Origin of the sequence: Sunxiuqinia indica (assembly GCF_009847015.1) — a bacterium.
GTDB lineage: Bacteria > Bacteroidota > Bacteroidia > Bacteroidales > Prolixibacteraceae > Sunxiuqinia > Sunxiuqinia indica.
Genome location: NZ_WVEM01000014.1, coordinates 68,400 through 92,503, shown reverse-complemented (window position 1 = coordinate 92,503; position 24,104 = coordinate 68,400). Strand labels below are relative to the sequence as shown.

Here is a 24,104-nt window from a genome sequence, read left to right as displayed (position 1 = left end):
GTTTCATATGCTTTTTAATTTTACGTTTGTACAATTTCCGTACATCACTGTAGTTCTTAAGTTTAGTACACCAACGCACAGAATTTCCAATAATCATCCTCCTGAGTGAGCGAAATTTTGATCATGGTCGTTTCATCGTGTTTTATTCTTGAGGTAACGTGAAATAAAAGATGCAGCCTTCACCGTTAATTCCGGCACTAATTACACCAACTTCTCCACCGAGCTTCTCCACAATTCGTTTGACAATTGACAGACCGAGTCCGGTTCCTTCGATATGTGTTTGGTTGAATCGCTCGTATTTTTTGAACAGCTTTGTCTGGTCTTGTTTTGGCAATCCATTGCCATTGTCCTTTATCCAATAACGAATTTTCTTCTCACGGTAGAATTGTTTTGCCCCTAGTTCGAGAACCGGAGGTTTTCCGCCATACTTGATGGCATTGCTGATATAATTAACCCACACCTCCTCAATCCATGGGGAATAGCCAAGAGCTGTGGGCCATTCTTTGGGTTTGATGATGGTGACTTTCGACGTTTTAATCATGTCGTCCAGGCGAATCTCACATTCTTTTAGTATACCAGCCATGTCTACCTGCTCTCTTTTCATATCCTGCTGGCGAACACTGGCCATTGTCAACAGCTCTTTTATGACATGAAAGGATTTGTTCGCCGAAAGCTGGATCAGTTCAATTATTTCTTCCAGATTTTGATAATTCTTGTTCTCAATTTCAAGTTTCAGTAAATCGTTGGACGTCACAATAGCTCCAATCACGTTTTTTAAATCGTGAGCCACCGTGTGATCAAAAGCATCCAAGTCAGCGATCAGTTTTTTCTTTTCTTCAATCTCTTTTTTTAATTGCTGATTCGTTTCTTGAATGGATTGCTGATAAATCGTTTTTTCGGTAATATTCCGCAAAACAATCAGTTTTCCATTCATCTGATTCGCTTGATCAAACAGTGAAGTAACCCGAATATCAAAGTAGGTAACTTGGCCATTTAGCTCTGCTTCCAGTTCCATCGATTCGATTTGTTCCTTTGGGGCGAGTTGGTCAATCAATGATTTCTGTTTAGGGAACACATCTGCCAGCGATTTCCCAATTGTATCATTTTTGCTGCGGTGTGTGAGCTCCAGAAAGGCTGGGTTCACATCTGCAATCCGACGGTGTTTATCAACAATAATAACTCCATCGGGTAAAATGGCTAATAGTTTGTTTCGGGCAATTGGACCCAGATCGAATATGCCAAATCGCAGATTGATGTATGTTAGAATAACTCCGGAAAAAGCAAAGAAAATTGGAGTCCAGTCGAAACCCTGTATCGGTCCCACATTGAAAACATACATCACATTGCCAACCACCGGAAACACACAGGCGATAACGATGAAAATGATTTGCTGCTGGTAGTTTTCCGGGTACTTAAAGATTAACGGAATGATGTTGGCTATACTTAAGGTTAACAAGATGTAGTTGAAAGCAAAAACAAGCCAGAATGATATCCCGTACGTGTATATTGTGGTGTTTAATTTCGGATCGATATGATAAGATTTCCAATGTAGGAAATGGTAATTATTGGTGGTAACTGAAATTAAGAAAATTGTAGATAATCCAAATAACAAGGCCAATAGAGTCGCATTTATTCGGTGCTGCTTATAGGCAAAATGAAGGCTGAATAAATAGAAAAATACCGGAGCAAAAACAATACCCAGATACGAGAGTTTTGACCAGAATATTTTTGATTCGAGTCCCGTGGCAGAATATTCGAGAGCATAAAAAAAAGCCCAGGCTGCTATCGCAATTTGTAAAAGCGACAGATACAAAATTCCCGGCGTTTTTCGGTATTTATACAAGTAAACACTGATGATTATCCCTGTGACTCCTGACATGAGAAGTATGATCGTTAAGGGAGTAATCAGGTATGTTCCAATTTCGTGATGCATGCGGTAATATTGTCTGTGTGAATATACAAATTTTGACTCTTGTTCTCCCTTGCGGGTTTAAATAAAAAAAGTATCCTTTATTTCTCAGGCATGGATAATTCGATCTAATTCGGACTTTATAAACTCAATTTCGACAATTAGGATTTCTGCTGTTTTCGGATGTTTTTTGCTGAACTGATAAAACGTTAGTTGCTGCCAATGCTTTACCCAATACTGAAAGGCCATAAAACTAAGCTTTCCGGTAAATAGAAAGGCTGGCAGAAAAACGAATGGCCAAAACCATTGCCCTGTCAGAATAAAAAGCAAAGCACCAATGACTATAGCAAGAGATGTGTAAATGACTAATCCGGAAACAAATTGAAAGGTGCTGTAAAATGTCGGGTCTTTTACTTTGCGTTGAATGAAGTAGCGAGGCAGTAGAAAAGGTAGTCCGTGTAAAATAAAGCCCAGAGCAACTAGTGGGCTTAATACTAACGCCAGCAGTGTTTTAATAAACAAAACTTCAGGTTTTAATTGCCGACGATCAATAGCCTCTATGTTAATTTCTTGTTTTTCAATCACCTCTCGGATCTGGTCAAGTTGCTCGTGAAAAACCTTGAAAGCACCCGGATTCGTGCGCTCGTGTTTTTCTATTCTGAGGAGATACTCTCTTCGTTTGAAGAAATATTCTTTGAGGGAGTCTCTCTGTTGATTCCAAATAAACGACGGTTCTAGTAATTTCAGAATGAGTTCGTAGTTCTCGTAATATTTTTTACTTCGGACGTTTATCGTCAGTTCTTCAACTTTTTGCTCTATTTCATCTTTCAAATCCAAGAGGCTCTGATTTGGGTTTTGCAGATATTGCTCTTGGTAATGATCAATGGTGAACGGCTTTCCGTAATTAACGAGTACCTCACGGTTAAACTTCCAATAATGGGAGTAATAAATACCGACAGGAATAATTTGCAAGTTGAGCTTGAAGTTGTTCTTTTCTTCAGCAAGAAACGCAATCCGGGGAATAGCTTTCCTGTGTGGCAACATTTGCCTTTTCCCTGAGTGAGTAGCCTCGGGGAATAGTGCCAGTTGCTTTTTGTGTTCTAATATTTCGATTGCTTTATTGAAAATAGTTTCATTTTCAGCTAATTTACTTTTCCCATCTCGAATGCGGTATATGGGTAGTATTTTGAAGAAATGGAGAATTGGTCTTACTGATTTTAATTTAAACAGATCGGCCCGCGCAAGCCAAACGGGCTGAGTAGAGCTGGTGCATATTACTGCCAGTGGATCCATCAACCCATTCTGGTGATTGGGGGCAAAAATTACTGGTCTATCATCAGGGATTTGATTTTTTCCGATGACAGTTATTTTTTTGTGACTTAGCCAAAACGCGAGTCGTACAAGCTGTTTCACCACTTCATATCCCACCGACCACTTCTTCATTTCATGCTAATTTTGTTTTTGGCGACCATGCACCAGCTATAGCCAGACCGCTGACAATATGCCAGATTCCCCACCAGGCCGCAACCACAGCCATCCCTCCCAGTTCCAGCTCCGGAGGAAAGATTTTGGGATTAACGATCAGGGTCAACGCCAGCCCGGAGTTCTGAATGCCGGTTTCTATGGCGATGGTTCGTCGGTCAATTAGCGGACGATTCATAACTGCGCTAAATATAAATCCGGTAGATAGTGCAAGTGCATTATGAAGGAAGACAATGAAGAATACGATATGGATGAACTGTATAAAATGCTCAAAATTAGCTGAGAACAGCGCAATAACAATGACAATAAACAGAATTAAGAAGGTTGTTTTTAGCGGTTTTATAATTTTGTTGGTGGTTTTTGGAAACCTTGAAGCAAATAAAACCCCCAGAATCACCGGAATACCAAGAAGTATAAAGACTGTTTGAAACATTTGAAGTTGATCAATCTGTAACGGACGGATCAACGATTCAGCAGCATGGTTGTTGTAAAATTTAACGTAAAGATTTCCCCATATTGCGAAGTTTAGCGGAGTCATAAAGATGGCGCTAAGCGTGCTAAATGCCGTTAAACTAACCGATAATGCCGCATTGGCTTTTGCTATTGAACTTATAAAGTTGGAAATGTTTCCTCCCGGGCAAGACGCCACAAGTATCATGCCCAGCGCGATAGAATGAGTTGGTTTTATTGTAATAACTAACAAGAATGTAAGGAGGGGTAATAAAAGAAATTGGGAAATAATTCCCGTAATTGCTGACTTGGGTTTTCGTAGAATATCGTTGAAATCAGCTGGTTTTATTTCTAGTGCTACCCCGAACATAACAACGGCCAATGAAATGTTTAGAAACAATAAGCCTGAAGAGGAGAAGTTCAGTTGCACATGGTCAATTATGTCTGTTGACGAATTCATCGGGAAAAGCTTAGTTAAACCAAGCTTTAAAAGTAAAAAACTATTGAAAGAAAGCATGTCCCTTCAATAGTTTTTTAGTTCTGTGAGTGTTGAATCTATTTTAAATCAAGTAATTTCATCATCCGATTGGCAATTTCAGTATTGTCAAGGATTCCTGTGAAATTTTCAGCTCCCGGGCCAAAAGCAAAAACAGGAACCATAACTGCCGTGTGGTGTCCGGTTGCAAATCCACCTTCAACAATTTTGTTTTCTATGTCGCCTCCATTTATCGCAAATCCTCCGGTTTCATGATCCGCCGTTACTATGATCAGCGTTTCTTTATTGTTGGCGGCAAACTCAAGGGCTTTACCAATACTCTGATCAAAGTCAAGCATCTCTTCGGTAATGTATGTGGTATTATTTTGATGCCCCCCCCAGTCAATCTGAGAACCTTCAACCATTAAAAAGAATCCTTTATGGTTTTGGCTGAGTAGGTCAATCACTTTTTTAGTCGCTTTGGGCAGTAATCCATTTCGTTCAGGAGCTCGGCCATTGTGCTCGGGTGCTGTTAGCCCAACTAATTTACCTTCGGTGAAATTTTCAATCTGATCAATGTCTTTCAATACCGTGTAATTTTTGGCTTCCAGTTCTTCAACCAGGTTTCGGCCGTCTTTACGCTCCGTGAAATGTTTATATCCACCTCCAACAAAAACATCGATATCCGTTTTCAGAAAGTCGGCGGCAATTTCTTCATACATATTACGCGATGACTGATGTGCAATAAATGAAGCGGGTGTCGCATGGGTAATGGCAGAAGAGGAAACAAGTCCGGTTGATAAGCCATCCTTTTCGGCCAACTCTAAAATTGTGGGATGTGAAACAGTATCGGAGTCAACACCAATAGCTCCGTTGTAGGTTTTATAACCACTTGAAAGAGCTGTTCCTCCGGCTGCTGAGTCGGTAATATAGTCGCTGGCCGATTGTGTTTTCGAAAAGCCAGCATGTTTGAAATTTTCAAGAAACAGATGACCTCCGTTGGCGGTTAATCCCGCAAAAACCTGAGCTGTTCCCATTCCGTCGCCAATCATTAGTATGATATTTTTCGGCTTCTTATTGTTGAATGAATCCTCATATTTTATTACCTCATAATCGGAGGTGCCTTTAAAGATTTTTACTGAGTCTTCTTTTGTGAGGGTTTTGTAATTTTCCTGAGCGTATACCGAACAGGTCATGATAATACTCAAAATAAAAGTTGCTATTTTCTTCATGTTTCTCTGTTTTGTTTTAGAACAGTAAAAATAATCAGAAAAATAGAAATGAATGGTTTAACCTGATTAATTATTGATTAATCGAATAGATAGATTATTTGCCTCCGTTGTTCCTCAGATCTTCTATGCAGTCGGATCGTAGTGCAGGAGTGCTGCTTGTTGAAAAAGTTGAAGAGAAATTGTTGGTTTCGGCAACGTAATACATCAAGCACCTTGGGTTGGAGCAATGATTACTGCCGTGAGTGCTATCAAGGTGATTATTGATCATCGGGGTACCATTGTTTACCAGTCCAAACAGATGACCAAATTCGTGTTTTAAGACCGTGGTCTCCATGTTGTGTGTTGTGGGCTGATTTTCACCACCACTATATTCCTGAATTGTTTTTTTAAACAAGGCAAACGAGCTTGCGCCATAGGCTAGTCCAAGCTTTTTTTCGTCAGCACTGTTGCCGGCATAATCCCCATTTGTAATAAAAATCCACGCGGTCAACAAGGTGTCATTCGTCAATTTTTCCCGGTAGCTCGCTTCAATCGTTTTCAAATCATCAAGCGAATAAGAGGTTTTCCCAGTCTTGGGAATTGGCTTGTAAAAAAGCTGGATTCCCTTCGGTTTGTGGATACGTTCATCCAGAAAAGAGACTAACTTATAAATTGAAAGACTATCGGGTTGTTGCCCATCGAGGTATACCGCCTCAATAATAAGCTGTTTGTATTTAACATCTGATAAAAAATCATTTGGAGTAACATTGTCGTTAATGTTTTGCTCCGGAACCTCCGGGATTGGAGGGTCAACAGGATCTGTTCCGCCATTATTACAACGAACAAAAGCTATTAGAATAGCAATCAAAATAGAAAAGTGTATTAAGAAACGAATCATTTTGTAGAGAATTATTCCCTATCTAAAAGAACTCATTTTTTATGAGAAAGGTTCGCTATTTGCGATTAAATGATTGTAAAATCAGTTGACGTTGAAAAGAACTTATGACTATTTAAGCTACCGGATTTTTTCGATATTCCACTCATCGCGATCGAAATTTTCAGAAATAGCATAGATGATCTTTTTCTCTGGAGTTCTTATTTCAAGGATTCCCAAAACAATAAAATCGGAAATTATTCGCTCGGCTTCGCGATAACTAATTTGCGCTTTCCGGGTAAATGCCGAATGGCTTATGGTTTCGTTTTTGTCCAAATAATCAAGCAGAAATTGTTCCGAATTTGAGTAGTTGAGGAATATGCCGTTCTTTCGTTTTTCTTTTTTCCAAACCTCAATCATAATTCTATTGGCTAGTTTGTTTTCGTCATCTTTCCGGTAGTAGGCCATCCATTTTCCATCATCGTTTTTTGCATAATGTGGCTTATTCGTGCTGGGGTCAATTTTTACCTCAAGTACCGTTTTTCCTTCAATAAAATGTTGTTGGGTTGTAAAATTGATTTCGGGTTTGCTGTATATTGTGGCTGCCGATTCAACCATGTAGTATTCTTCTTCCGACCGCACTCCCGCAATATTGCCATTGTCTTTTACGCCAATCAAAAGGCGTCCCCCGTCGGTGTTGGCAAAGGCAACGAGCGATTTGGCAATCTTTTTAGAATCTCTGATGCAATATTTAAAATCCTGTCGTTGGTGTTCTCCTTCAAGGAGCAATTTTGACAAATAAAAACTCACAATAATTCTCCATTTTTCAGATTAACAAGCCCTGGCTTGGATTGTTTTAAACCTCGATACCAAAAGCAATGCGAACCAGGTAACCCAGCCCAAATGAAATCAAACCAACTACAGTACTTAAAATCACCATCTCAAAAAACCGCTTTCTGAAAGGCTGGTCGTTGGCAATTGAGATGTAGTAACTATAGACGAAAACAACAAATATGGAGTCGGCTACAGCAACTAATAGCGCCATAAAGGGAGATGCAAAAATAAGGAATGGTGCGACTAAAAAGACAACGGCAACCAGATAGGCCAGACCAGTGAAAATAGCAGACTTAATTGCTCCGTCTTCGTTGCCTTCTGATTTATTCGAGAGGTATTCCGACGACGACATGGATAGTGCACCGGCGATACCGGCAATGATTCCGGCCAAAGCAACTATTTTGGTGTTTTGCAAGGCGAAAGTCAGCCCGGCTAAAGTTCCCAGGATTTCAACCAAAGCATCGTTTAGTCCTAGCACGATTGATCCGATGTACTCCAGCTTGTCTTCTTTAATGAGCTTGATCAGTTCTTTTTCGTGGTCGTTTTCATCTTTGCTGATGCCGGCTGCTTCGGGAACCTCTTTGGCAATTTGGTTGTAATTGATTTGGGCATTTTCTTCGCCCTTTTCCATTAGTTTAATACCAAACGTAATTCCTAAAATACGGGCAATCCAGTAAAATTTGAATATATCCCATCGACTCGGATTAACCTCACGGGCAGTGTATTTTTGCCAGATTTTGTAATGCCGTAGTTCATCGTCAGCAATGTCGTTTAAAACTTTGCGATTATGGTCGTTTTTGACCCGACTTGCCAGCCGTTTGTAGATATTATATTCTGTAATTTCATTTCGCTGTGCAATGATCAGTTGCTTGCGAACTTCAGGAGAAATTGGTTTTCTTTCCATCTTTCAGTCTTTTAACCATTCAAATAACTGGTAGTGCTCAGCCGTCATACCTAATTTTTGATAGACTTGTTGAGCCGGGGTGTTGCTTTGGTCAACATACAAACGAATTCCTTTCAACCGATCCTCTTTTTTCACCAAGCCCTGGATGTGGCTGTACATTTTTTTGTAAACGCCAGTTTCTCTGAATTCTGGTGAAACGTAGACCGATTGAATCCAAAGAACAGTGCCATTTCTCCAGTCGCTCCATTCGTAGGTTGTTAGCAACGAGGCAATGATTCTTCCATCCCGGTCAGCCACATAATAGGTTCCTTTCGATTGATCGTCGAATACGTGTTTTACACCCAGATCAACTGTTGTTTTGTCTAATTGTATGTTTTCTGTTTCCAAGGCCATAGCCAATTGGAATTCTGCAATCTGTTCGGCGTCTTTAACTTTTGCTTCACGGATAATCATTCTCTGGATATTTTTTTTGGTTTTTGCCGTGTAAAAGTAACTTTATTGACTGATTATTTTATAGATTTATCTGAATGAAAATTCTGGTTGCATCTAAAAATCCGGTCAAAGTTAATGCGGTTCAAGAAGCTTTCAAAATGTGCTTCACGAATCCTGTTGATGTTGCTGGTTTGTCCGTGAAATCAGATGTCTCGGATCAGCCGATGAGTGATGGCGAAACCAGGACAGGGGCAAAAAACAGGGTGAATAATTTGATGCATGCTGATTTGAAAGCCGATTTTTATGTTGGTATTGAAGGAGGTGTTGATTTGGTAGATGATCGTATGCAGGCTTTTGCATGGATTGCGATCTCGAATGGGGATAAACTAGCACTTGGACGAACAGGAAGTTTTGAGTTGCCTCCTGAAATTTCGCAACTGGTAGTGCAAGGTCTGGAGCTTGGAGACGCAGATGATCAGGTATTCAAAGCAAGTAATTCGAAACAACAAAATGGCGCCGTTGGCTTACTAACTCACGACTTGATTACGCGTCAGCAGTTGTACCAACACGCAATTATGTTGACCCTCATTCCATTTTTAAACACTGAATTATACGATTGATTTTCGAAATCAGGAGTTAATTTTTTTGAGTATCTGGTTTATTTTAATCCGTTCTTCTTCAAGCATGATAACCTGAATGTTGTTTTTCTGCAGGTTGGAGTGTGCCTTCGGTCCAATTTCCCCCGTTATTATTTTATCAACCCGTTCTGTTGCTAATAATTCCACAACCCGGGGAGCAACGTTATTCTCTTCCTGGCAGTAGGGATTCACGATAAAGCGAGATTCTTCACCATCGGAGATATAAAAATAGGGAGCACGTCCGAATCTTAAGTCCATCGGAGCAGTTAATTTTTTTTCAGTGGCGCTGATTGCAATCATAATACCTTAATTTAAATTGTTCAAATTTGTCATTTACTCTTTACTTGTTCTTGAAGTGCCTCCCAATACTCTACAGCTCGTCTGGTATGTGGAATAACAATCGTACCTCCCACAAGGTTTGCGATACTGAAAACTTCAACTATTTCGTCGGTCGTTGTTTCTTGTTCAAAACATTTTTCCAGATGGTATTTTATACAGTCATCGCATCGCAGCACCATTGAAGCAACCAGTCCCAGCATTTCTTTTGTTTTTACACTCAGCGCTCCCTCCTGGTAGGCTATGGTATCAACACTGAAGATCCGTTTCATCACTTTATTGTCATTCGCAAGGATCTTTTCGTTCATTTCAGAACGATAACTCTGGAAATCTTCAATTAATTTGCTCATTGCCTGGAAATATTATAAGTTGACAGCCTGTATTAATCTGAAAATATACTTTTCAGTAACGGTTTAAAACACTAAAAGTTCTTAGTTCCGACTGGAATAGGAGTGAGATGCAGCACTTACATGATCAGTCCTTCCCGGATTTCAGAAATCGACGCGCAAATTTATCAAAATTGAAGAAATACTGAAATGGAAAATTTTCTTCAATCCCTTTCGTTATGTTTGTGTGAACGAATAGTAAATATTAGTCATTTGATGTTAATGTAAAGTTTTTTCGTTTTTTCAGATGATTGAAATTATCCGTTCTTGTATTCTACCAATTAAGTTTATATTTGCACTTTTAAAGGACAATAAATTATGAAGTTGATCATACCATGGATCGCATTTATCCTTTTTTGCTTGAGTGTCAGTGCTCAACAGTCCTCATACAACCCCAATCAGTCTGAAACAGAAAATATGTCGCAACCAATAAGTCAGCAACTGCCTGTGTCGCAAGACGCACGGATTGATAGCTTGTTAAAGAGGCATATTGCGATGAATAAACGGATGAACGGTACTGATGGGTATCGGCTGGAAGTTTTTTTCGGCTCTGGCTTGAAGGCAAGGGAGGAGGCGATGAATGTAAAGACCGAGTTTCTGACAAAATACCCGGATGTTCAGGCTTATATGATTTTTCAAAGTCCTGATTTCAAGGTCAGGGTTGGAGACTTTCGGACAAAGAACGAAGCATTAGCCTTGAAAGATCGAATCAAAAAAACGTATCCCAATGCGTTTATTGTGAAAGATATAATTCAGTTTCCAAAATTAATTACCGACAAAGAGAGTAAATGAGTGATCAGATAAAACACGAGTGTGGAATTGCTTTAATTCGTCTGAAAAAACCCTTAAGTTATTATCAGGAAAAATACGGCACCTGGCAATATGGGGTTAATAAGCTTTACCTGTTGATGGAAAAGCAGCATAACAGGGGACAAGATGGCGCAGGAGTCGTTAGTGTAAAAATGAACCTTAAGCCAGGGCAGGAATACATTAGCCGGTATCGCTCAATTGAGCAAAATCCAATTCAAGATGTATTTGATAAGGTAACCAAAGGAGTTAAGAAAGCCATAAAGCATGGTAAGGATATTAATGATACAGACTGGGTTTATAAAAACCTGCCGTATTCGGGCGAGCTTTATTTAGGCCATTTGCGCTACGGGACTTTTGGGCGAAACAGCATTCACTTTGTGCATCCGGTGATGCGGCAAAATAACTGGAAGTCGCGCACATTGGTTTTAGCAGGTAATTTTAATTTGACAAATACAGATGAGCTCTTTCAGAAGCTGATCGACCTTGGTCAACATCCGAAGAATTATACTGATACAGTAACTGTTCTCGAAAAAGTTGGTCATTTTCTGGATGAAGAAAACCAATTTCGTTTCCGTCAATACAAAAACGAAGGCTATTCAAATAAAGAAATTTCGCCATTAATTGAAGAAAACCTGGATGTCCAAAGTATTTTGGAGAATGCCAGCAAAGACTGGGATGGCGGTTATGCGATTGCCGGAATGATAGGACATGGTGATGCATTTGTAATGCGAGATCCTTGGGGAATACGTCCTGCTCATTACTACGAGGATGATGAGATTGCAGTTGTGGCATCTGAGCGTCCGGTTATTCAGACTGTCATGGATGTAAGGGCCGATCAGGTAAAAGAAATCAAACCGGGAGAAGCATTAATCATTAAAAGAAACGGAGATGTTTCGAGGCAAATGATTCGTGTTCCACACAATCGTGTGTCATGCTCTTTTGAGCGTATTTATTTTTCGCGCGGGAGTGATAAGGATATTTACCAAGAGCGAAAAGAATTAGGTCGATTGCTGGCTCCGATGATTATGAAGTCAATCAACTATGACCTGGAAAATGCAGTGTTCTCCTATATTCCGAATACTTCGGAAACTGCTTTTTATGGCATGATGACCGGTGTGCGTCAGCATCTACTTGAACGTAAGAAGAAGTTGATTCGTGAAGGAAACGGAACGATGACTGAGAAGGAGTTAGAGGATATTATTTCTATTGAACCCCGCGTTGAGAAGATCGCAATAAAAGATGTTAAACTGAGGACTTTTATTGCTGACGATGCGAGTCGCGATGATTTGGTGGCTCATGTGTACGATGTTACCTATGGCGTCATTCGTGAAAAGACAGATACGTTGGTGATTATTGATGATTCCATTGTTCGTGGCACTACTTTAAAAACAAGTATTCTTCGTATTCTCGGACGACTAAATCCGAAGAAAATTATCGTGGTTTCGTCAGCACCTCAAATTCGCTATCCCGATTGCTATGGTATTGATATGGCTGTGTTGGAGAGGTTTATTGCTTTTACGGCAGCCATTGAATTGTTAAAAGATAAGAAGAAAGAGCATATCATTGACGAAGTTTATAAGAAATGTAAGGCACAGGAAAATCTTCCGAAAGAAGAAATCGTCAATTATGTGAAAGATATTTATCGCCAGTCTACAGCGGAGGAAATATCGGCTAAAATTGCTGAATTATTGAAGCCTGAGGATTGTGAGTCTGAAGTCGAAATTGTATATCAGAGCATCGAGAACTTGCATCAGGCATGTCCGAATGACAAAGGTGACTGGTACTTCACTGGCAATTTCCCAACTCCGGGGGGTAATAAAGTGGTCAATAAATCTTTTATCAACTTTGTTGAGGGGGTTTCAGGAAGAGCGTATTAATAAAGAAATCGATAAGAACAAAAAAAGCAGGCTTCAAGCCTGCTTTTTTTATATCTGTATTTTATAAATCTATTCTGGGTTAGGGAAATTATCCTCTTTACCTTTTACGTACGTCTCAATATGACGATCCTTTTTTGCCTCGTAAATATCCTTAATGGTAAGAATAATCCCCGTTTCTTCAACACCTCCAAAGTGGTCGTTTAGAACCGTTCCGAACGTTTTCATTGAAGGGCTCAAATTCATATAAGCATTAATCAAAGGGGGGATATTTTCTCCAAAATCCCTTACTCGTTGGGTCAATATTTTGTAATCCTCCTGATAAGAACCGCCATTAAATATTTTCTCCAATGATTCCATATCCATATTCATCTCCATGGGTGTTTTGGGGTAAACCAAATTTTCCCTGTCCCTGAAGTATTTTAGGAAAAAATACTGGATGGTGTTGCGGGCATCCGTGTGAAAATGAGAATACATCGTAACTTTTCCAAAAAAGTATTTCATTTCCGGATGGTCAACGATCAATGCGCCCAAGCCGTCCCATAGATTGTCGAGTGCAAAGAGTGCTTTTGCTCCAGCTTTACTTGATTGATATGCCGGTTGAACAAATGAGCGGCCCAACTCTAATGTGTATGGAAGATAATTCTTCGTAAACTCTTCAGAAAAATGGAATAAGCGGGAAGTGGCAAGTACGACCTCCCCATTTTCATCAACCGGAAGATTGGCACACATGAGGTAGCGGTAGCCACCAAGTATTTCCTGCGCATCCGGATCCCAAACGATCAATTGATGATAGGGATTTTCCTTCGTGTCGTATTTGTCTATGTCGAGCTCTTTGCCTGTTCCGCCTCCGGCATCACGAAAAGTGATTTCTCGTAAACGGCCAATCTCTTGCATTAAATTGGGAGAATCGTGATGTGTAATCACGTAGATCTCATTGGCACCTTTGTTCGTCTTCCTCAAAAGCTTATCCGGGGTTAACTCGGCAATAATAGCTTCTTTAGGCATCGGTGCAACAATATCTTTCATACTTAATCGCGCTAAATTTGTTGAGCTACAAAACTATAAAAATTTATTTAAGAACGTGGGTGTGCTTACCTTTAAATTCAGTGCTTGTGTATTTCAGACATTGAATAGACTTTGTCTCTTACAAAGTCAGCCCATTCTTTGTGTTTCTTGCTTTTGTCGAATGTGGCATAGGGTATTGGTTTTCCAAAGGTTATCGTGAAGCTCTGCCCGCGATGTCTGAAAGTCTCATCAGGTAAGAAAAATTGTTCAAGGTTCCACTTCAGGCTCAGAAACTTGCGGATATTTGCAAAATTGTAAAAGAAATTTGAATTTCGCCCCGAGACATGAACAGGGATAATGTCTCGTTCGTATTGAATCGATTTTTGAATGAAGTGTTTTTTCCAATCCGTGTCAGTAATGGTGCCTTTTATTTTTCGTGAAGCATAGCCTGAAGGGAAGATCAGAATTTGGGAGTCGGACTGGTATTGTTCATGCACAATACGGGCAACATCGCGCCCATGGCCACCGTGTTTGTTGATAGGAACAAATACACTTTCGAGTTGAGGGATGTTCATTAAGACATCGTTAACCAAAAACCGAACATCACCGAGTATTTTATTTACGTTCGACATGAGTAGTAGTCCGTCGAAGCCTCCAAGAGGATGGTTGGAGGCAAAAATAAAACGACCGTTCTTTGGAATATTTTCAGTGCCAATAACCTTTTCGGTTACATCGAAATGCGCTACGATTTGGTGCACGAATTCGATTCCGGTCTTGTCGCCATATTTAGCCAATATTTCATTGATGTCGTGAATGTGCATAATCCGGGTAATATAATTGTAAACGAATCCCGGGATAAATTTGGCAAGTTTTGGACTCTTCGCTTTGAAAACCTCCCTGATATCAATCGGTTTAATGCCATTTGGATATTGATCAGTCATGTCTGGATTTTTTGATGCCGAAAAATAAGAAATAAAACTGAGCTAACTTATCTCTTCGGTTTATTTGTAATTTTTCATGTTTTTATAATTGGTTGTTTTTTTGCAACACATGGAACTCGCTTTAGGTAATCATACTTCTGTGGGTGAATAATTTTTACATGCTCGTTTCATCTTTGTGTCTTTGTTTTATCAACGTATGTTGAAAAGTGTTGTTTGTTTTTTAACCAGCAGATATTGAGGCTTTTGATTGGTGTTGTTAACATGCCTGATGTTGTTATTAACAAATAATGAACATCCTTAAAATCAAATAAATGTGGGATAGAGTGACTAAATGTGACTAAGAGTGGAATTTTGAGGAAGAATTTACTAATTTTACAATTGAAAAATAGACATTTAACTCATGGATTTCTCAGCAGAAAAGAGCGCAACATTTGACGAAAAAGGACGTGTCGTGCTGCCTGTCGACTATAAAAACGAGATGGGAGGGCGCATTCCGGGCGGTCAGCTGGCGATTGAGATTGATCCGTTTGAGAAGTGTCTAAATATTTATCCAATGGAAGCATGGGAGGCTAGATTGGCTTCTTTTAAAGCAAAGTTGAATAGAAATAACCCCCGGCAAAGTCGATTGCTGGATATGATCTACCGAAATTTTAAAATCCTGAATGTACCTGAAAGTTGCCGAATGAACTTCCCCAACAGTTTTTTGGAGAAAGTGAACATCAAGAAAGATGTTTTTTTTGTTGGTGTTGGCGATCGGATTCGATTGTGGGATAAAAATGAATACAAGGCTTACTATTCAGATACTGATAAGGAAAGCTACAAGGATATGTTTACCGAATTTTTTGGAGGAGAGTAGAACTACATGGAACAGCCGTATCACATACCGGTTTTATTGAATGAAAGCATCGAGGGACTAAACATTCAACACGATGGCGATTACGTTGATGTCACCTTTGGTGGAGGTGGTCACTCTCGCGAAATCTTAAGGTATATTGAAACTGGTCGCTTGTTTGGCTTTGATCAGGATGAAGATGCAGCGGCAAACGCCTTTGACGACCCGCGCTTCATTTTTGTTCGTCACAATTTCAAATATATCCGCAATTTTTTACGTTACCATGATGTAGAAAAAGTGGATGGAATTTTAGCTGACCTTGGTGTTTCCTCTCATGATTTTGATGTTGCTGAACGTGGGTTCTCTTTCCGGTTTTCCGGAGAGCTGGATATGCGCATGAACCGCGATGCCAAATTGACCGCAGCCGATATTGTTAATGAATACGATGAGGCTGGTTTGATCAAGATATTTCGGGAGTATGGCGAAATCAATAATGCCTATCGGTTGGTGACGCAGTTGATTGCGGCACGGCGTAATAGCCCGGTCAAAACGATTGATCAGTTTAAAGCTATAATTGCCAATTGTGTTTCAAAAAAGAATGAGAGCAAATATTTGGCGAAGGTTTTTCAGGCTTTGCGAATCGAAACAAATAAGGAGCTGGACGTGCTTAAAGATTTTCTGGAGCAAAGCGCCAGCCTGTTAAAGCCAGGTGGCCGCCTTGTCGTAATTACCTATCACTCGTTAGAGGATCGGTTGGTAAAGAACTTTATTAAGGCCGGAAATTTTGAAGGCAATCAAGAGAAAGACTTTTATGGAAATGTAAGCTCGGTGTTGAAAGCGGTTAACCGAAAGGTTATTGTTCCCTCTGAGGAGGAGGTTAACAGCAATCCGAGGGCTCGCAGTGCCAAATTGCGAATAGCGGAAAAAGTATGAGCGAAGAAAAAAACATAACAGGAAAAGCAAAAAATCGTCGAAACGGACTGAAGTCCTTGTTAGGCGGCAGCTTGCTGGCCAGCGAAAAGGTGGTGAAGCAAATGCCTTTTGTGTTTTTCTTGGTTTTTCTTGGTATTCTGTTGATTTCAAATCGCTATTGGTCCGAAAAAACAATTCGGAAGATGGAGGCTGCGCAGGATTCGATTAAGGAATTGCGAGCAGAGTCGGTAACCTATGAGACTGAGTTGATGAAAATGAACCGGCCTTCGGAAATTGTGGCGAAAGTAAAGTCGAGTGGATTGGACTTGTTGGAGCCAGCTGAGCCGGCCCGGAGGATAGAGGTTGAAAAAATAGACAACGAATAATGGAGATTAGAAAAGAAATAACAGCCCGTTTTGGGTTTATTTACTTTGCGGCGGCAATTTTTGGGATTGTCATCGTTACTAAAATCTTCATGATTCAAAATATGGATACCGAAAAATGGAAGGGAATCGCAAAAGATTTAAAAAACAACACGACCGAAATTGAAGCCAAGCGTGGAAATATTTGTGCTGACGATGGAAGTATTCTGGCCACATCGGTACCAAAATATGAATTACGATTGGATTTGGCAGCTCCACGAATTAAACGAGTTTATGATGAGAAGGCCGATGCTTTTGCATTGGAGGTAGCAGAGTTTTTTGGAATTTCAAAATATCAATTCAAACTAAAACTGGATAAGGACTTTAAGAAGGGGAATCGATGGTTTTTGATTTATCCAGAAGAAGTTAACTATAATCAACTTCAAAGATTTAAGCGCTTATCGACAATGAACCGGGGCATATTTGGCTCTGGGTTGATTGTTGTGACTGAGAATGAGAGGGTGATGCCACACAGCGAGTTGGCCAGCCGAACCATTGGGACATTAAACAAAGGAGCTTTTGGTGGTATTCATGGTAATGTCGGCTATTCCGGTATCGAAGGATTGATGGAAGGATACCTCAGTGGTGAGAATGGAAAGGCCGTTAAACGTAACTATTCGGGACGTTGGATTAATGTGCCCATTATTGAACCTAATGATGGTAGTGATGTGGTCACTACGCTGAATGTGAATTTGCAGGACTTTGCCAACGACGCATTGTTTCGTCAGATGGAAACCTCGCAGGCGGAGTGGGGAACAGCAATCGTTATGGAAGTTAAGACTGGTGAGGTGAAAGCCATTGCCAATCTTGGTCGCCGTAAAGATGGTGCCTATGCTGAAACTTACAATTTTGCTTTGGGGCATGCCGGATGCAGTGAGCCGGGTTCAACTTTTAAGCTGATGTCGATGATGGTTGCCATGGAGCAGGGTTATGTTGATACGGCTGATGTGTTTGACACTGGAAACGGAGCATGGGATTATCGTGGTCAGACAATTTATGACAGTGACTACCACCATGGAGGGCACGGCAAGCTGACCATGAAAGAAATTTTTGAGCTTTCGTCTAACGTTGGGGTAGCCAAAATAATTACGAAATATTACGAAGGACACGAAGAAGATTATATTGACCGGATTTACAATTTCGGTTTAAATAAGCCACTTGGACTTGGTTTTGCAGGAGAAGGTGTTCCTTACATTAAGTATCCGGATGACAAGGTTTGGTGGGGACCCTCACTGGCTTGGATTTCGTATGGTTACGAGATTAAATTAACACCGCTGCAAACAGCTACTTTTTACAATGCAGTTGCCAATGATGGACGAATGGTGAAACCGAAATTTGTTAAGGAAGTGCGTCGGAATGGTATTTTAGAAAAGGAGTTTAAAACCGAAGTGATTAACCCTTCCATTTGCTCGAAGCAAACACTGAAAAAGGCTCAGGCTTTACTCGAAGGAGTATGTGTTGATGGTACCGGAAAATCACTAAATAATCCGTATTTCGCAATTGCCGGAAAAACAGGTACAGCTCAGGTGGCGTACGATAATGAGGGTTACTCTAAAGGCGGCCGTAAAAATTACCAGGCCTCATTTGCCGGCTATTTCCCGGCTGACGATCCGCAATACACTTGTGTCGTAGTTATTGTTGGACCTAAGGGAACGTACTACGGTTCATCGGTAGCCGGGCCGGTATTCAAAGAAATTGTGAGTAAAGTGTATGCGAGTTTTATGGATCCACGCGAAAAAGAGATGAATCAGGTTGCAGCTCTTCCAATCGTGAAAGCTGGGTTTAAAGATGAAATTGAAATAACAGCAAATGAGCTTGACTTGCCGATTGAGGCGAAGGTGGACTCAAAATTAATCAAGATTAATCAAGGAGCTGAAGAGCTAAGTGCAGAAGCATTGGCTGTTGCAGAAGGATTGGTGCCTGATGTTTGTGGAATGGGTGGCAGCGATGCACTTTACTTATTGGAGAACGCGGGACTGAAGGTGAAGATGAAAGGGATTGGCAGGGTCAAAAAACAATCGTTGAAAGCTGGAAATAAAATTAGAAAAGGACAAACAATCTATATCGATTTAGGATAATGATGAAGCTGAGTGACATATTGAAAGGACTGGAATACGAAGTGATCGAAGGGAACGATTCGGTAGACGTAGGCGAATTGCAATTCGATTCCAGGAAAGTGAGTGAGGGCGATGTTTTTGTCGCGGTAGCCGGCACACATGTCGATGGACACCAATTTATAGGAAATGCGTTGAATGAAAGAGCGAAGGTGATTATTGCAGAGAGATTTGATGGTGTTCAGACTGGGTCGGCTACTTTGGTAAAAATGAAAAATACAGCTTCTGTTTTTGGGCGCTTGGCAGCTAATTTTTATCGCAATCCTTCTTCTAACTTGAAAGTTGTGGGAGTAACCGGAACAAACGGCAAGACAACCATTGCAACCTTGCTGTATCGTGTATTTAAGAAATTGGGGTATCAGGTTGGTTTAATTTCAACTATAAAATATTATGTGGGAGACGAAGAATTACCTGCAACACATACAACCCCGGATGCATTGCAAATTCAGGCAATAATGGCAAAAATGGTTGATGCCGGTTGTGATTATTGCTTCATGGAGGTGAGTTCGCATGCCATTCACCAGGACCGTGTTGCAGGAGTTGAGTTTGATGGAGGAGTCTTTACAAATCTAACCCACGATCATCTGGATTATCATCAAACTTTTGCTGAGTACTTAAAAGCCAAGAAAAAGTTTTTTGACCAGCTTCCCAAATCAGCATTTGCACTCACGAATGCCGATGAGAAAAATGGCATGGTCATGCTTCAAAATACACAAGCAGTTAAAAAAACATACGGGTTAAGATCGTTGGCTGATTTCAAATGTAAAGTGCTCGAAAAACATTTTGACGGCATGTTGCTGGATGTTGATGGCCGGGAGGTCTGGACTCATTTCGCGGGTCTGTTTAATGCTTACAATTTAATGGCTGTTTATGGTTCGGCGATTTTATTGGGCGAAGAAGTCGAAAGTATACTGCCAGTGATTAGCGAGATGAGATCTGTTGCCGGACGGTTTGAAATTCTTCGCTCGGTTGATGGGAGATATGCTGTGGTAGACTATGCTCACACACCCGATGCATTGAAAAATGTGTTGAATGGAATTACTGATATTCGAACGGGCAACGAGCAGGTGATTACGGTTATTGGTGCTGGTGGTGATCGTGATAAAACAAAGCGTCCGGTGATGGCACAGGAGGCGGCATCGCAAAGCGATAAAGTGATCCTCACATCAGACAATCCTCGGAGTGAAGTGCCGGAGCAAATTATTGCTGATATGGAAACCGGTATTGAGCCACACCAGAAGAATAAAGTGCTTTCTATCGTTAGTCGGAAAGAAGCCATTCGCACAGCATGCATGTTGGCACAGCCCGGTGATATCGTTCTTGTTGCTGGCAAGGGTCATGAAGATTATCAGGAAATCAACGGGGTGAAACATCATTTCGATGATAAAGAGGTTATTAAAGAAATTTTCAATTTAAACTAAATACAGCAAGATGATTCATTTACTGTACGAGTGGTTGAAATATTTAGATATTCCCGGAATTGGGATGGTACAATACATCTCATTTCGCTCAGCGGCGGCTATTATTACATCGCTGTTCATTACGATGGGATTTGGTCGCAAACTGATCAACTTTCTACACAAGAAGCAGATTGGAGAAGAGGTCCGCGACTTAGGGCTGGAAGGTCAGATACAAAAGAAAGGCACGCCGACCATGGGGGGACTGATTATTCTGGCTTCAATTATCATTCCTACGCTACTATTTGCTAAGCTTGATAATATCTACATCCTCCTGATGTTGATTACAACAATTTGGTTGGGACTGATTGGCTTTACTGATGATTACATCAAAGTGTTTCTGAAAGATAAAGAAGGCCTGGCCGGCAAGTTTAAAATTTTAGGCCAAATTAGTTTAGGAGTTATTGTAGCTTCAACGCTCTATTTTTCTGAAGAAGTAGTTGTACGGGAAAGGGTGCTGAACGAAAGTGGCGATTTTAAAAAGGAAATTGTAATTGATGTTGAATCCGGGCTTCAGGATGTGCAGTTCGTAACCAAGGATGTAAAATCAACTCGCACCACTATCCCATTCATTAAAAACCATGAATTCGATTATGCCTGGTTGGTGCCATTTGCCGATCAAACAGGGAAATTCTGGCGTTGGCTGGTGTACGCTTTGGCTATTATTCTCATCATTACGGCGGTTTCAAATGCCGCCAATTTAACTGATGGAATCGATGGACTGGCAACCGGAACGTCGGCAATTAGCGGGGTGACTTTGGGGATTTTAGCATACGTCAGTGGTAACGTCATTTACTCTGATTACCTGAATATCATGTACATTCCCAATATTGGAGAACTGACGATATTTATTGCAGCATTCATAGGTGCAACAGTCGGCTTTTTATGGTACAATTCATACCCGGCACAGGTGTTTATGGGCGATACCGGAAGTTTAGCACTGGGTGGTATTTTAGCAGTTTTTGCAGTTATTATCCGTAAAGAGATTCTGATTCCCTTGTTGTGCGGAATCTTTTTGGTTGAAAATTTATCGGTGATTATTCAGGTTGCCTATTTTAAATATACAAAACGCAAATATGGTGAAGGGCACCGGGTTTTTCTGATGAGTCCGATTCACCATCACTATCAAAAAAAGGGAATTCCGGAGGCGAAGATTGTTACGCGCTTTTGGATTGTGGGAATTATATTGGCCGTTCTGACTATTGTTACGCTTAAAATGAGGTAGTTATGGCAAGTCGTGTCGTAGTAATAGGAGCAGGAGAAAGTGGTGTTGGTGCTGCTATTTTAGCAAAAAAACAAGGCTTTGAGGTGTTGGTTACCGATGCCGGAAAAGTACAAGATAAATACAAACACGTTCTAACAGAGTCTGATATTCTTTATGAAGAGAGCAAGCATTCAGAAGAGCAAATTGTAAATGCTAACTTGGTGATAAAAAGCCCGGGAGTGCCGGACAAAGCTCCACTGATTCTGAAATTAAGAGAACTGGAAATTCCGGTGATTTCGGAAATCGAATTTGCAGGAAGGTACACCAAGGCTAAAACAATTTGTATTACCGGGAGCAATGGCAAAACAACCACAACCATGATGACTTATCATCTGCTAAAAGAAGCGGGTTTTAATGTTGGGTTGGCTGGAAATGTTGGACAAAGCCTTGCGTGGCAGGTTGCTGAAAGAGATTTTGACTATTACGTCATTGAGTTAAGCAGCTTTCAGTTGGATGGCATGTATGAGTTTAAAGCGGATGTAGCAGTTTTGCTCAATATTACGCCAGATCATTTAGATCGATATGATTATCAGTTGCAAAACTATGTGGATTCAAAATTTCGAATTCTGCAAAACCAAACTGAAGAGAATTATTTCATCTATGGTGCTGATGATCCGATCATTCAAAAAGAAATAGAGAAAAGAAATATACCAGCTATGTGCTTGCCATTTGGTTGGACAGAGACTCCGGAAAATGGAGCAGGAATAAAAGGGGAAGAACTATTAATCAATTGGAAACAAAAATCATTCAATATGTCCATTTTTGATATCGCATTACAGGGAAGACACAACACCTACAACTCCATGGCAGCGGGGTTAACCGGAATGGTGTTGAATATCAGGAACGAAAAAATCAGAGAAAGTCTTTCTGATTTCAAAGGGGTAGAGCATCGTTTGGAGCGCTTTCTGCGCGTTCATGGGATCGAGTTTATCAACGATTCAAAGGCAACCAATGTGAATTCGACCTGGTATGCGCTGGAGAGTTTAAGCAAGCCGATTGTGTGGATTGCAGGAGGAGTTGACAAAGGCAACGATTACGATGCCCTGAAAGACTTGGTGAAAGATAAAGTGAAAGCGATCATTTGTCTTGGGACCGACAATCGAAAGATAATGGAAGCCTTTGTCGGTATTGTGCCGGATATTATTGAAACGCAAGATATGAAAGACGCCGTTCGGTCTGCTTATTATCTGGCCAAGGATGGAGAAACCGTTTTGTTGTCGCCTGCGTGTGCAAGTTTCGACTTGTTCGATAATTATGAAGATCGTGGTCGCCAATTTAAAATGGCCGTACGCGAGTTGTAGTTTTTTTTGGATTGAGATGATTTTGTAACGAAAGAAGAATGGATTTTTCAATAGGTAAAATATTAAAAGGAGACCGGATACTTTGGGTGGTGTTGGTATTTTTATCGCTCATCTCATTGTTGATTGTATACAGCGCCACGGGGCGCTTGGCCTACCGCGAGGCAGGTGGCAATACCGGCTATTACCTAATCAGGCAGCTTGTCTTCCTATTGCTTGGTTTTGGGGTAATGACCTTCCTTGTTAATGTGATACCTGTTAAGTTCTACACCTATATTGCTCCACTACTTTTGATGATAACAATCGGCGCCTTGCTGGCTGCCATTGTTCAGTATAAACTAACACCTTCTAAACCAACCCCACGTTCGCTTGATCTGGGCTTTTTGAGTTTTCAGCCCGCTGAGTTGGCGAAGATTTCTTTAGTGATGTTTGTGGCAAAAGTATTGGCCAAGCGTCAAAAAACGAAAGAGGATTTAAAAAAGGCTTTTTTGTGGGTGATGGGTGTGAGTGGAGTTGTTTGTGGTATTATCTTTTACGGCGATATTTCTACTTCAGCTCTCATTTTTGCCAGTATTATGGTGCTGATGTTGATTGCACGAATTCCGCTAAAATTTTTATTCCTCACATTCGCAACAGGAGTGCTGTTATTGCTGTTAGTATATTCAACGGCTGACTATCTTCCTGAATGGGCCGGACGTGTTCATACCTTTAAAGAACGGATTGATGATTTTGTATCGGGTGATGATGATGCAGAGTTGGGAACAACTCAGGCTGATTACGCTAAGTTAGCAATCTATGAAGGAGGAACATTCGGAAAAGGGCCCGGAAGGAGTGAGGTGAGTAACTATATGGAGGCTGCGTATAATGATTTTATATATGCTATAATTATTGAAGAGTATGGAATAGTAGGAGGTTTTTTTGTCGCTTTACTCTACCTCATCCTGTTGTATCGAGGTGTTGTTATTGTCAGGCGATCTAAACGGACTTACCCTGCATTCTTAACCGCAGGACTAGTTTTGCTGCTCGTATTTCAGGCTGTCATCAATATGGCGGTTTCGGTTGGAGCGGCACCTGTTACCGGGCAACCATTGCCATGGGTGAGTATGGGCGGTACTTCAATGCTTTTTACGGCAGTTTCATTTGGAGCCATTTTATCTGTTAGTTATCACAATCAGCGTAAAAATCAAGTTGTTGAACCACCGGTTGTAGTCGATATGCCGGACGAAGACGAGGAATTGTAA

At 40.7% G+C, this 24,104-nt stretch carries 23 protein-coding genes; 11 read left to right on the top strand and 12 right to left on the bottom strand.

All coding sequences use genetic code 11. The features are described from left to right. Positions 1-142: 142 nt before the first annotated feature. The 8 genes from GR929_RS17935 to GR929_RS17900 form a co-directional block, all read right to left on the bottom strand. A complete protein-coding gene (locus GR929_RS17935; RefSeq protein WP_159522387.1) occupies positions 143-1,933 on the bottom strand; it encodes a histidine kinase N-terminal 7TM domain-containing protein in 1,791 nt (596 codons plus the stop codon). Positions 1,934-2,017: 84 nt separating this feature from the next. Beyond that, positions 2,018-3,352, bottom strand: coding sequence for a 1-acyl-sn-glycerol-3-phosphate acyltransferase (locus tag GR929_RS17930; RefSeq protein ID WP_159522385.1), 1,335 nt, complete (start codon positions 3,350-3,352; stop codon positions 2,018-2,020). A gap of 1 nt (position 3,353) precedes the next feature. After that, the gene (locus GR929_RS17925) at positions 3,354-4,301 is read right to left on the bottom strand and encodes a bile acid:sodium symporter family protein (protein WP_159522383.1); all 948 of its coding nucleotides are present in this window, start codon (positions 4,299-4,301) and stop codon (positions 3,354-3,356) included. A 95-nt stretch (positions 4,302-4,396) separates the two neighbouring features. Beyond that, a complete protein-coding gene (locus GR929_RS17920) occupies positions 4,397-5,548 on the bottom strand; it encodes an alkaline phosphatase (RefSeq protein WP_159522381.1) in 1,152 nt (383 codons plus the stop codon). A 94-nt stretch (positions 5,549-5,642) separates the two neighbouring features. Continuing rightward, complete coding sequence (locus tag GR929_RS17915) at positions 5,643-6,425, bottom strand: zinc metalloprotease (RefSeq protein ID WP_159522379.1); 783 nt, start codon at positions 6,423-6,425, stop codon at positions 5,643-5,645. A gap of 117 nt (positions 6,426-6,542) precedes the next feature. After that, positions 6,543-7,211, bottom strand: coding sequence for an AlbA family DNA-binding domain-containing protein (locus GR929_RS17910; RefSeq protein WP_235934467.1), 669 nt, complete (start codon positions 7,209-7,211; stop codon positions 6,543-6,545). A gap of 46 nt (positions 7,212-7,257) precedes the next feature. Beyond that, complete coding sequence (locus GR929_RS17905) at positions 7,258-8,139, bottom strand: VIT1/CCC1 transporter family protein (RefSeq protein WP_159522377.1); 882 nt, start codon at positions 8,137-8,139, stop codon at positions 7,258-7,260. Between the two features lie 3 nt (positions 8,140-8,142). Beyond that, positions 8,143-8,592 (bottom strand): GNAT family N-acetyltransferase, encoded by a 450-nt coding sequence (locus tag GR929_RS17900; RefSeq protein ID WP_159522375.1) that lies wholly within the window; start codon positions 8,590-8,592, stop codon positions 8,143-8,145. A 74-nt stretch (positions 8,593-8,666) separates the two neighbouring features. Here GR929_RS17900 and yjjX point away from each other — a divergent pair, with 74 nt between their 5' ends. After that, positions 8,667-9,191, top strand: coding sequence for an inosine/xanthosine triphosphatase (yjjX, locus tag GR929_RS17895; RefSeq protein ID WP_159522373.1), 525 nt, complete (start codon positions 8,667-8,669; stop codon positions 9,189-9,191). A gap of 9 nt (positions 9,192-9,200) precedes the next feature. On the opposite strand, the gene GR929_RS17890 is transcribed toward yjjX, so the two are convergent. Both GR929_RS17890 and GR929_RS17885 read right to left on the bottom strand, forming a co-directional pair. Continuing rightward, positions 9,201-9,509 carry a NifB/NifX family molybdenum-iron cluster-binding protein gene (locus GR929_RS17890; protein WP_159522371.1) on the bottom strand — a complete coding sequence of 103 codons (309 nt, stop codon included), beginning with the start codon at positions 9,507-9,509 and terminating at the stop codon, positions 9,201-9,203. A 29-nt stretch (positions 9,510-9,538) separates the two neighbouring features. Beyond that, entirely contained in the window at positions 9,539-9,895 is a 357-nt protein-coding gene (locus GR929_RS17885; protein WP_159522369.1) for a carboxymuconolactone decarboxylase family protein, read from the bottom strand. Positions 9,896-10,249: 354 nt separating this feature from the next. Between GR929_RS17885 and GR929_RS17880 the strand changes: the two genes are divergently transcribed. Both GR929_RS17880 and GR929_RS17875 read left to right on the top strand, forming a co-directional pair. Beyond that, positions 10,250-10,723, top strand: coding sequence for an SPOR domain-containing protein (locus GR929_RS17880; protein ID WP_159522367.1), 474 nt, complete (start codon positions 10,250-10,252; stop codon positions 10,721-10,723). Beyond that, complete coding sequence (locus GR929_RS17875) at positions 10,720-12,618, top strand: amidophosphoribosyltransferase (RefSeq protein ID WP_159522365.1); 1,899 nt, start codon at positions 10,720-10,722, stop codon at positions 12,616-12,618. Before GR929_RS17880 ends, GR929_RS17875 begins: the two co-directional genes overlap by 4 nt. A gap of 69 nt (positions 12,619-12,687) precedes the next feature. Here the strand turns inward: GR929_RS17875 and GR929_RS17870 are convergent, their stop codons facing one another. Both GR929_RS17870 and GR929_RS17865 read right to left on the bottom strand, forming a co-directional pair. Further along, entirely contained in the window at positions 12,688-13,644 is a 957-nt protein-coding gene (locus GR929_RS17870) for a GNAT family N-acetyltransferase (RefSeq protein WP_159522363.1), read from the bottom strand. 77 nt (positions 13,645-13,721) lie between these two features. Continuing rightward, a complete protein-coding gene (locus tag GR929_RS17865) occupies positions 13,722-14,564 on the bottom strand; it encodes a 1-acyl-sn-glycerol-3-phosphate acyltransferase (RefSeq protein WP_159522361.1) in 843 nt (280 codons plus the stop codon). A 400-nt stretch (positions 14,565-14,964) separates the two neighbouring features. On the opposite strand from GR929_RS17865, the gene GR929_RS17860 reads away from it, so the two are divergent. From GR929_RS17860 to GR929_RS17825, 8 genes are read left to right on the top strand one after another with little or no spacing between them, the layout of a single operon-like run. Continuing rightward, entirely contained in the window at positions 14,965-15,420 is a 456-nt protein-coding gene (locus GR929_RS17860; RefSeq protein WP_159522359.1) for a division/cell wall cluster transcriptional repressor MraZ, read from the top strand. Between the two features lie 6 nt (positions 15,421-15,426). Then, complete coding sequence (rsmH, locus tag GR929_RS17855; RefSeq protein WP_159522357.1) at positions 15,427-16,329, top strand: 16S rRNA (cytosine(1402)-N(4))-methyltransferase RsmH; 903 nt, start codon at positions 15,427-15,429, stop codon at positions 16,327-16,329. After that, a complete protein-coding gene (locus tag GR929_RS17850; RefSeq protein WP_159522355.1) occupies positions 16,326-16,694 on the top strand; it encodes an FtsL-like putative cell division protein in 369 nt (122 codons plus the stop codon). The genes rsmH and GR929_RS17850 overlap by 4 nt, the downstream gene beginning before the upstream one ends. Next, positions 16,694-18,808 (top strand): penicillin-binding protein, encoded by a 2,115-nt coding sequence (locus GR929_RS17845; RefSeq protein WP_159522353.1) that lies wholly within the window; start codon positions 16,694-16,696, stop codon positions 18,806-18,808. The genes GR929_RS17850 and GR929_RS17845 overlap by 1 nt, the downstream gene beginning before the upstream one ends. Then, positions 18,808-20,265, top strand: a complete 1,458-nt coding sequence (locus tag GR929_RS17840) for a UDP-N-acetylmuramoyl-L-alanyl-D-glutamate--2,6-diaminopimelate ligase (RefSeq protein WP_235934464.1) — start codon at positions 18,808-18,810, stop codon at positions 20,263-20,265. The genes GR929_RS17845 and GR929_RS17840 overlap by 1 nt, the downstream gene beginning before the upstream one ends. Before the next feature lie 10 nt (positions 20,266-20,275). Next, on the top strand, positions 20,276-21,526 hold the full coding sequence (gene mraY / locus GR929_RS17835; protein ID WP_159522351.1) for a phospho-N-acetylmuramoyl-pentapeptide-transferase: 1,251 nt from the start codon (positions 20,276-20,278) through the stop codon (positions 21,524-21,526). A gap of 2 nt (positions 21,527-21,528) precedes the next feature. After that, complete coding sequence (murD, locus tag GR929_RS17830; protein ID WP_159522349.1) at positions 21,529-22,866, top strand: UDP-N-acetylmuramoyl-L-alanine--D-glutamate ligase; 1,338 nt, start codon at positions 21,529-21,531, stop codon at positions 22,864-22,866. 38 nt (positions 22,867-22,904) lie between these two features. Beyond that, a complete protein-coding gene (locus GR929_RS17825; RefSeq protein WP_159522347.1) occupies positions 22,905-24,104 on the top strand; it encodes an FtsW/RodA/SpoVE family cell cycle protein in 1,200 nt (399 codons plus the stop codon).

Bases quoted from the DNA above. Each gene is read 5' to 3' on its own strand.
- GR929_RS17885 (WP_159522369.1), bottom strand. From the start codon at position 9,895: ATGAGCAAATTAATTGAAGATTTCCAGAGTTATCGTTCTGAAATGAAC.
- GR929_RS17920 (WP_159522381.1), bottom strand. From the start codon at position 5,548: ATGAAGAAAATAGCAACTTTTATTTTGAGTATTATCATGACCTGTTCG.
- rsmH (WP_159522357.1), top strand. From the start codon at position 15,427: ATGGAACAGCCGTATCACATACCGGTTTTATTGAATGAAAGCATCGAG.
- GR929_RS17935 (WP_159522387.1), bottom strand. From the start codon at position 1,933: ATGCATCACGAAATTGGAACATACCTGATTACTCCCTTAACGATCATA.
- GR929_RS17880 (WP_159522367.1), top strand. From the start codon at position 10,250: ATGAAGTTGATCATACCATGGATCGCATTTATCCTTTTTTGCTTGAGT.
- GR929_RS17840 (WP_235934464.1), top strand. From the start codon at position 18,808: ATGATGAAGCTGAGTGACATATTGAAAGGACTGGAATACGAAGTGATC.
- GR929_RS17850 (WP_159522355.1), top strand. From the start codon at position 16,326: ATGAGCGAAGAAAAAAACATAACAGGAAAAGCAAAAAATCGTCGAAAC.
- GR929_RS17890 (WP_159522371.1), bottom strand. From the start codon at position 9,509: ATGATTGCAATCAGCGCCACTGAAAAAAAATTAACTGCTCCGATGGAC.
- GR929_RS17925 (WP_159522383.1), bottom strand. From the start codon at position 4,301: ATGAATTCGTCAACAGACATAATTGACCATGTGCAACTGAACTTCTCC.
- yjjX (WP_159522373.1), top strand. From the start codon at position 8,667: ATGAAAATTCTGGTTGCATCTAAAAATCCGGTCAAAGTTAATGCGGTT.
- GR929_RS17865 (WP_159522361.1), bottom strand. From the start codon at position 14,564: ATGACTGATCAATATCCAAATGGCATTAAACCGATTGATATCAGGGAG.
- mraY (WP_159522351.1), top strand. From the start codon at position 20,276: ATGATTCATTTACTGTACGAGTGGTTGAAATATTTAGATATTCCCGGA.
- GR929_RS17860 (WP_159522359.1), top strand. From the start codon at position 14,965: ATGGATTTCTCAGCAGAAAAGAGCGCAACATTTGACGAAAAAGGACGT.
- GR929_RS17875 (WP_159522365.1), top strand. From the start codon at position 10,720: ATGAGTGATCAGATAAAACACGAGTGTGGAATTGCTTTAATTCGTCTG.
- GR929_RS17825 (WP_159522347.1), top strand. From the start codon at position 22,905: ATGGATTTTTCAATAGGTAAAATATTAAAAGGAGACCGGATACTTTGG.
- GR929_RS17930 (WP_159522385.1), bottom strand. From the start codon at position 3,352: ATGAAGAAGTGGTCGGTGGGATATGAAGTGGTGAAACAGCTTGTACGA.
- GR929_RS17915 (WP_159522379.1), bottom strand. From the start codon at position 6,425: ATGATTCGTTTCTTAATACACTTTTCTATTTTGATTGCTATTCTAATA.
- GR929_RS17905 (WP_159522377.1), bottom strand. From the start codon at position 8,139: ATGGAAAGAAAACCAATTTCTCCTGAAGTTCGCAAGCAACTGATCATT.
- GR929_RS17900 (WP_159522375.1), bottom strand. From the start codon at position 8,592: ATGATTATCCGTGAAGCAAAAGTTAAAGACGCCGAACAGATTGCAGAA.
- murD (WP_159522349.1), top strand. From the start codon at position 21,529: ATGGCAAGTCGTGTCGTAGTAATAGGAGCAGGAGAAAGTGGTGTTGGT.
- GR929_RS17870 (WP_159522363.1), bottom strand. From the start codon at position 13,644: ATGAAAGATATTGTTGCACCGATGCCTAAAGAAGCTATTATTGCCGAG.
- GR929_RS17845 (WP_159522353.1), top strand. From the start codon at position 16,694: ATGGAGATTAGAAAAGAAATAACAGCCCGTTTTGGGTTTATTTACTTT.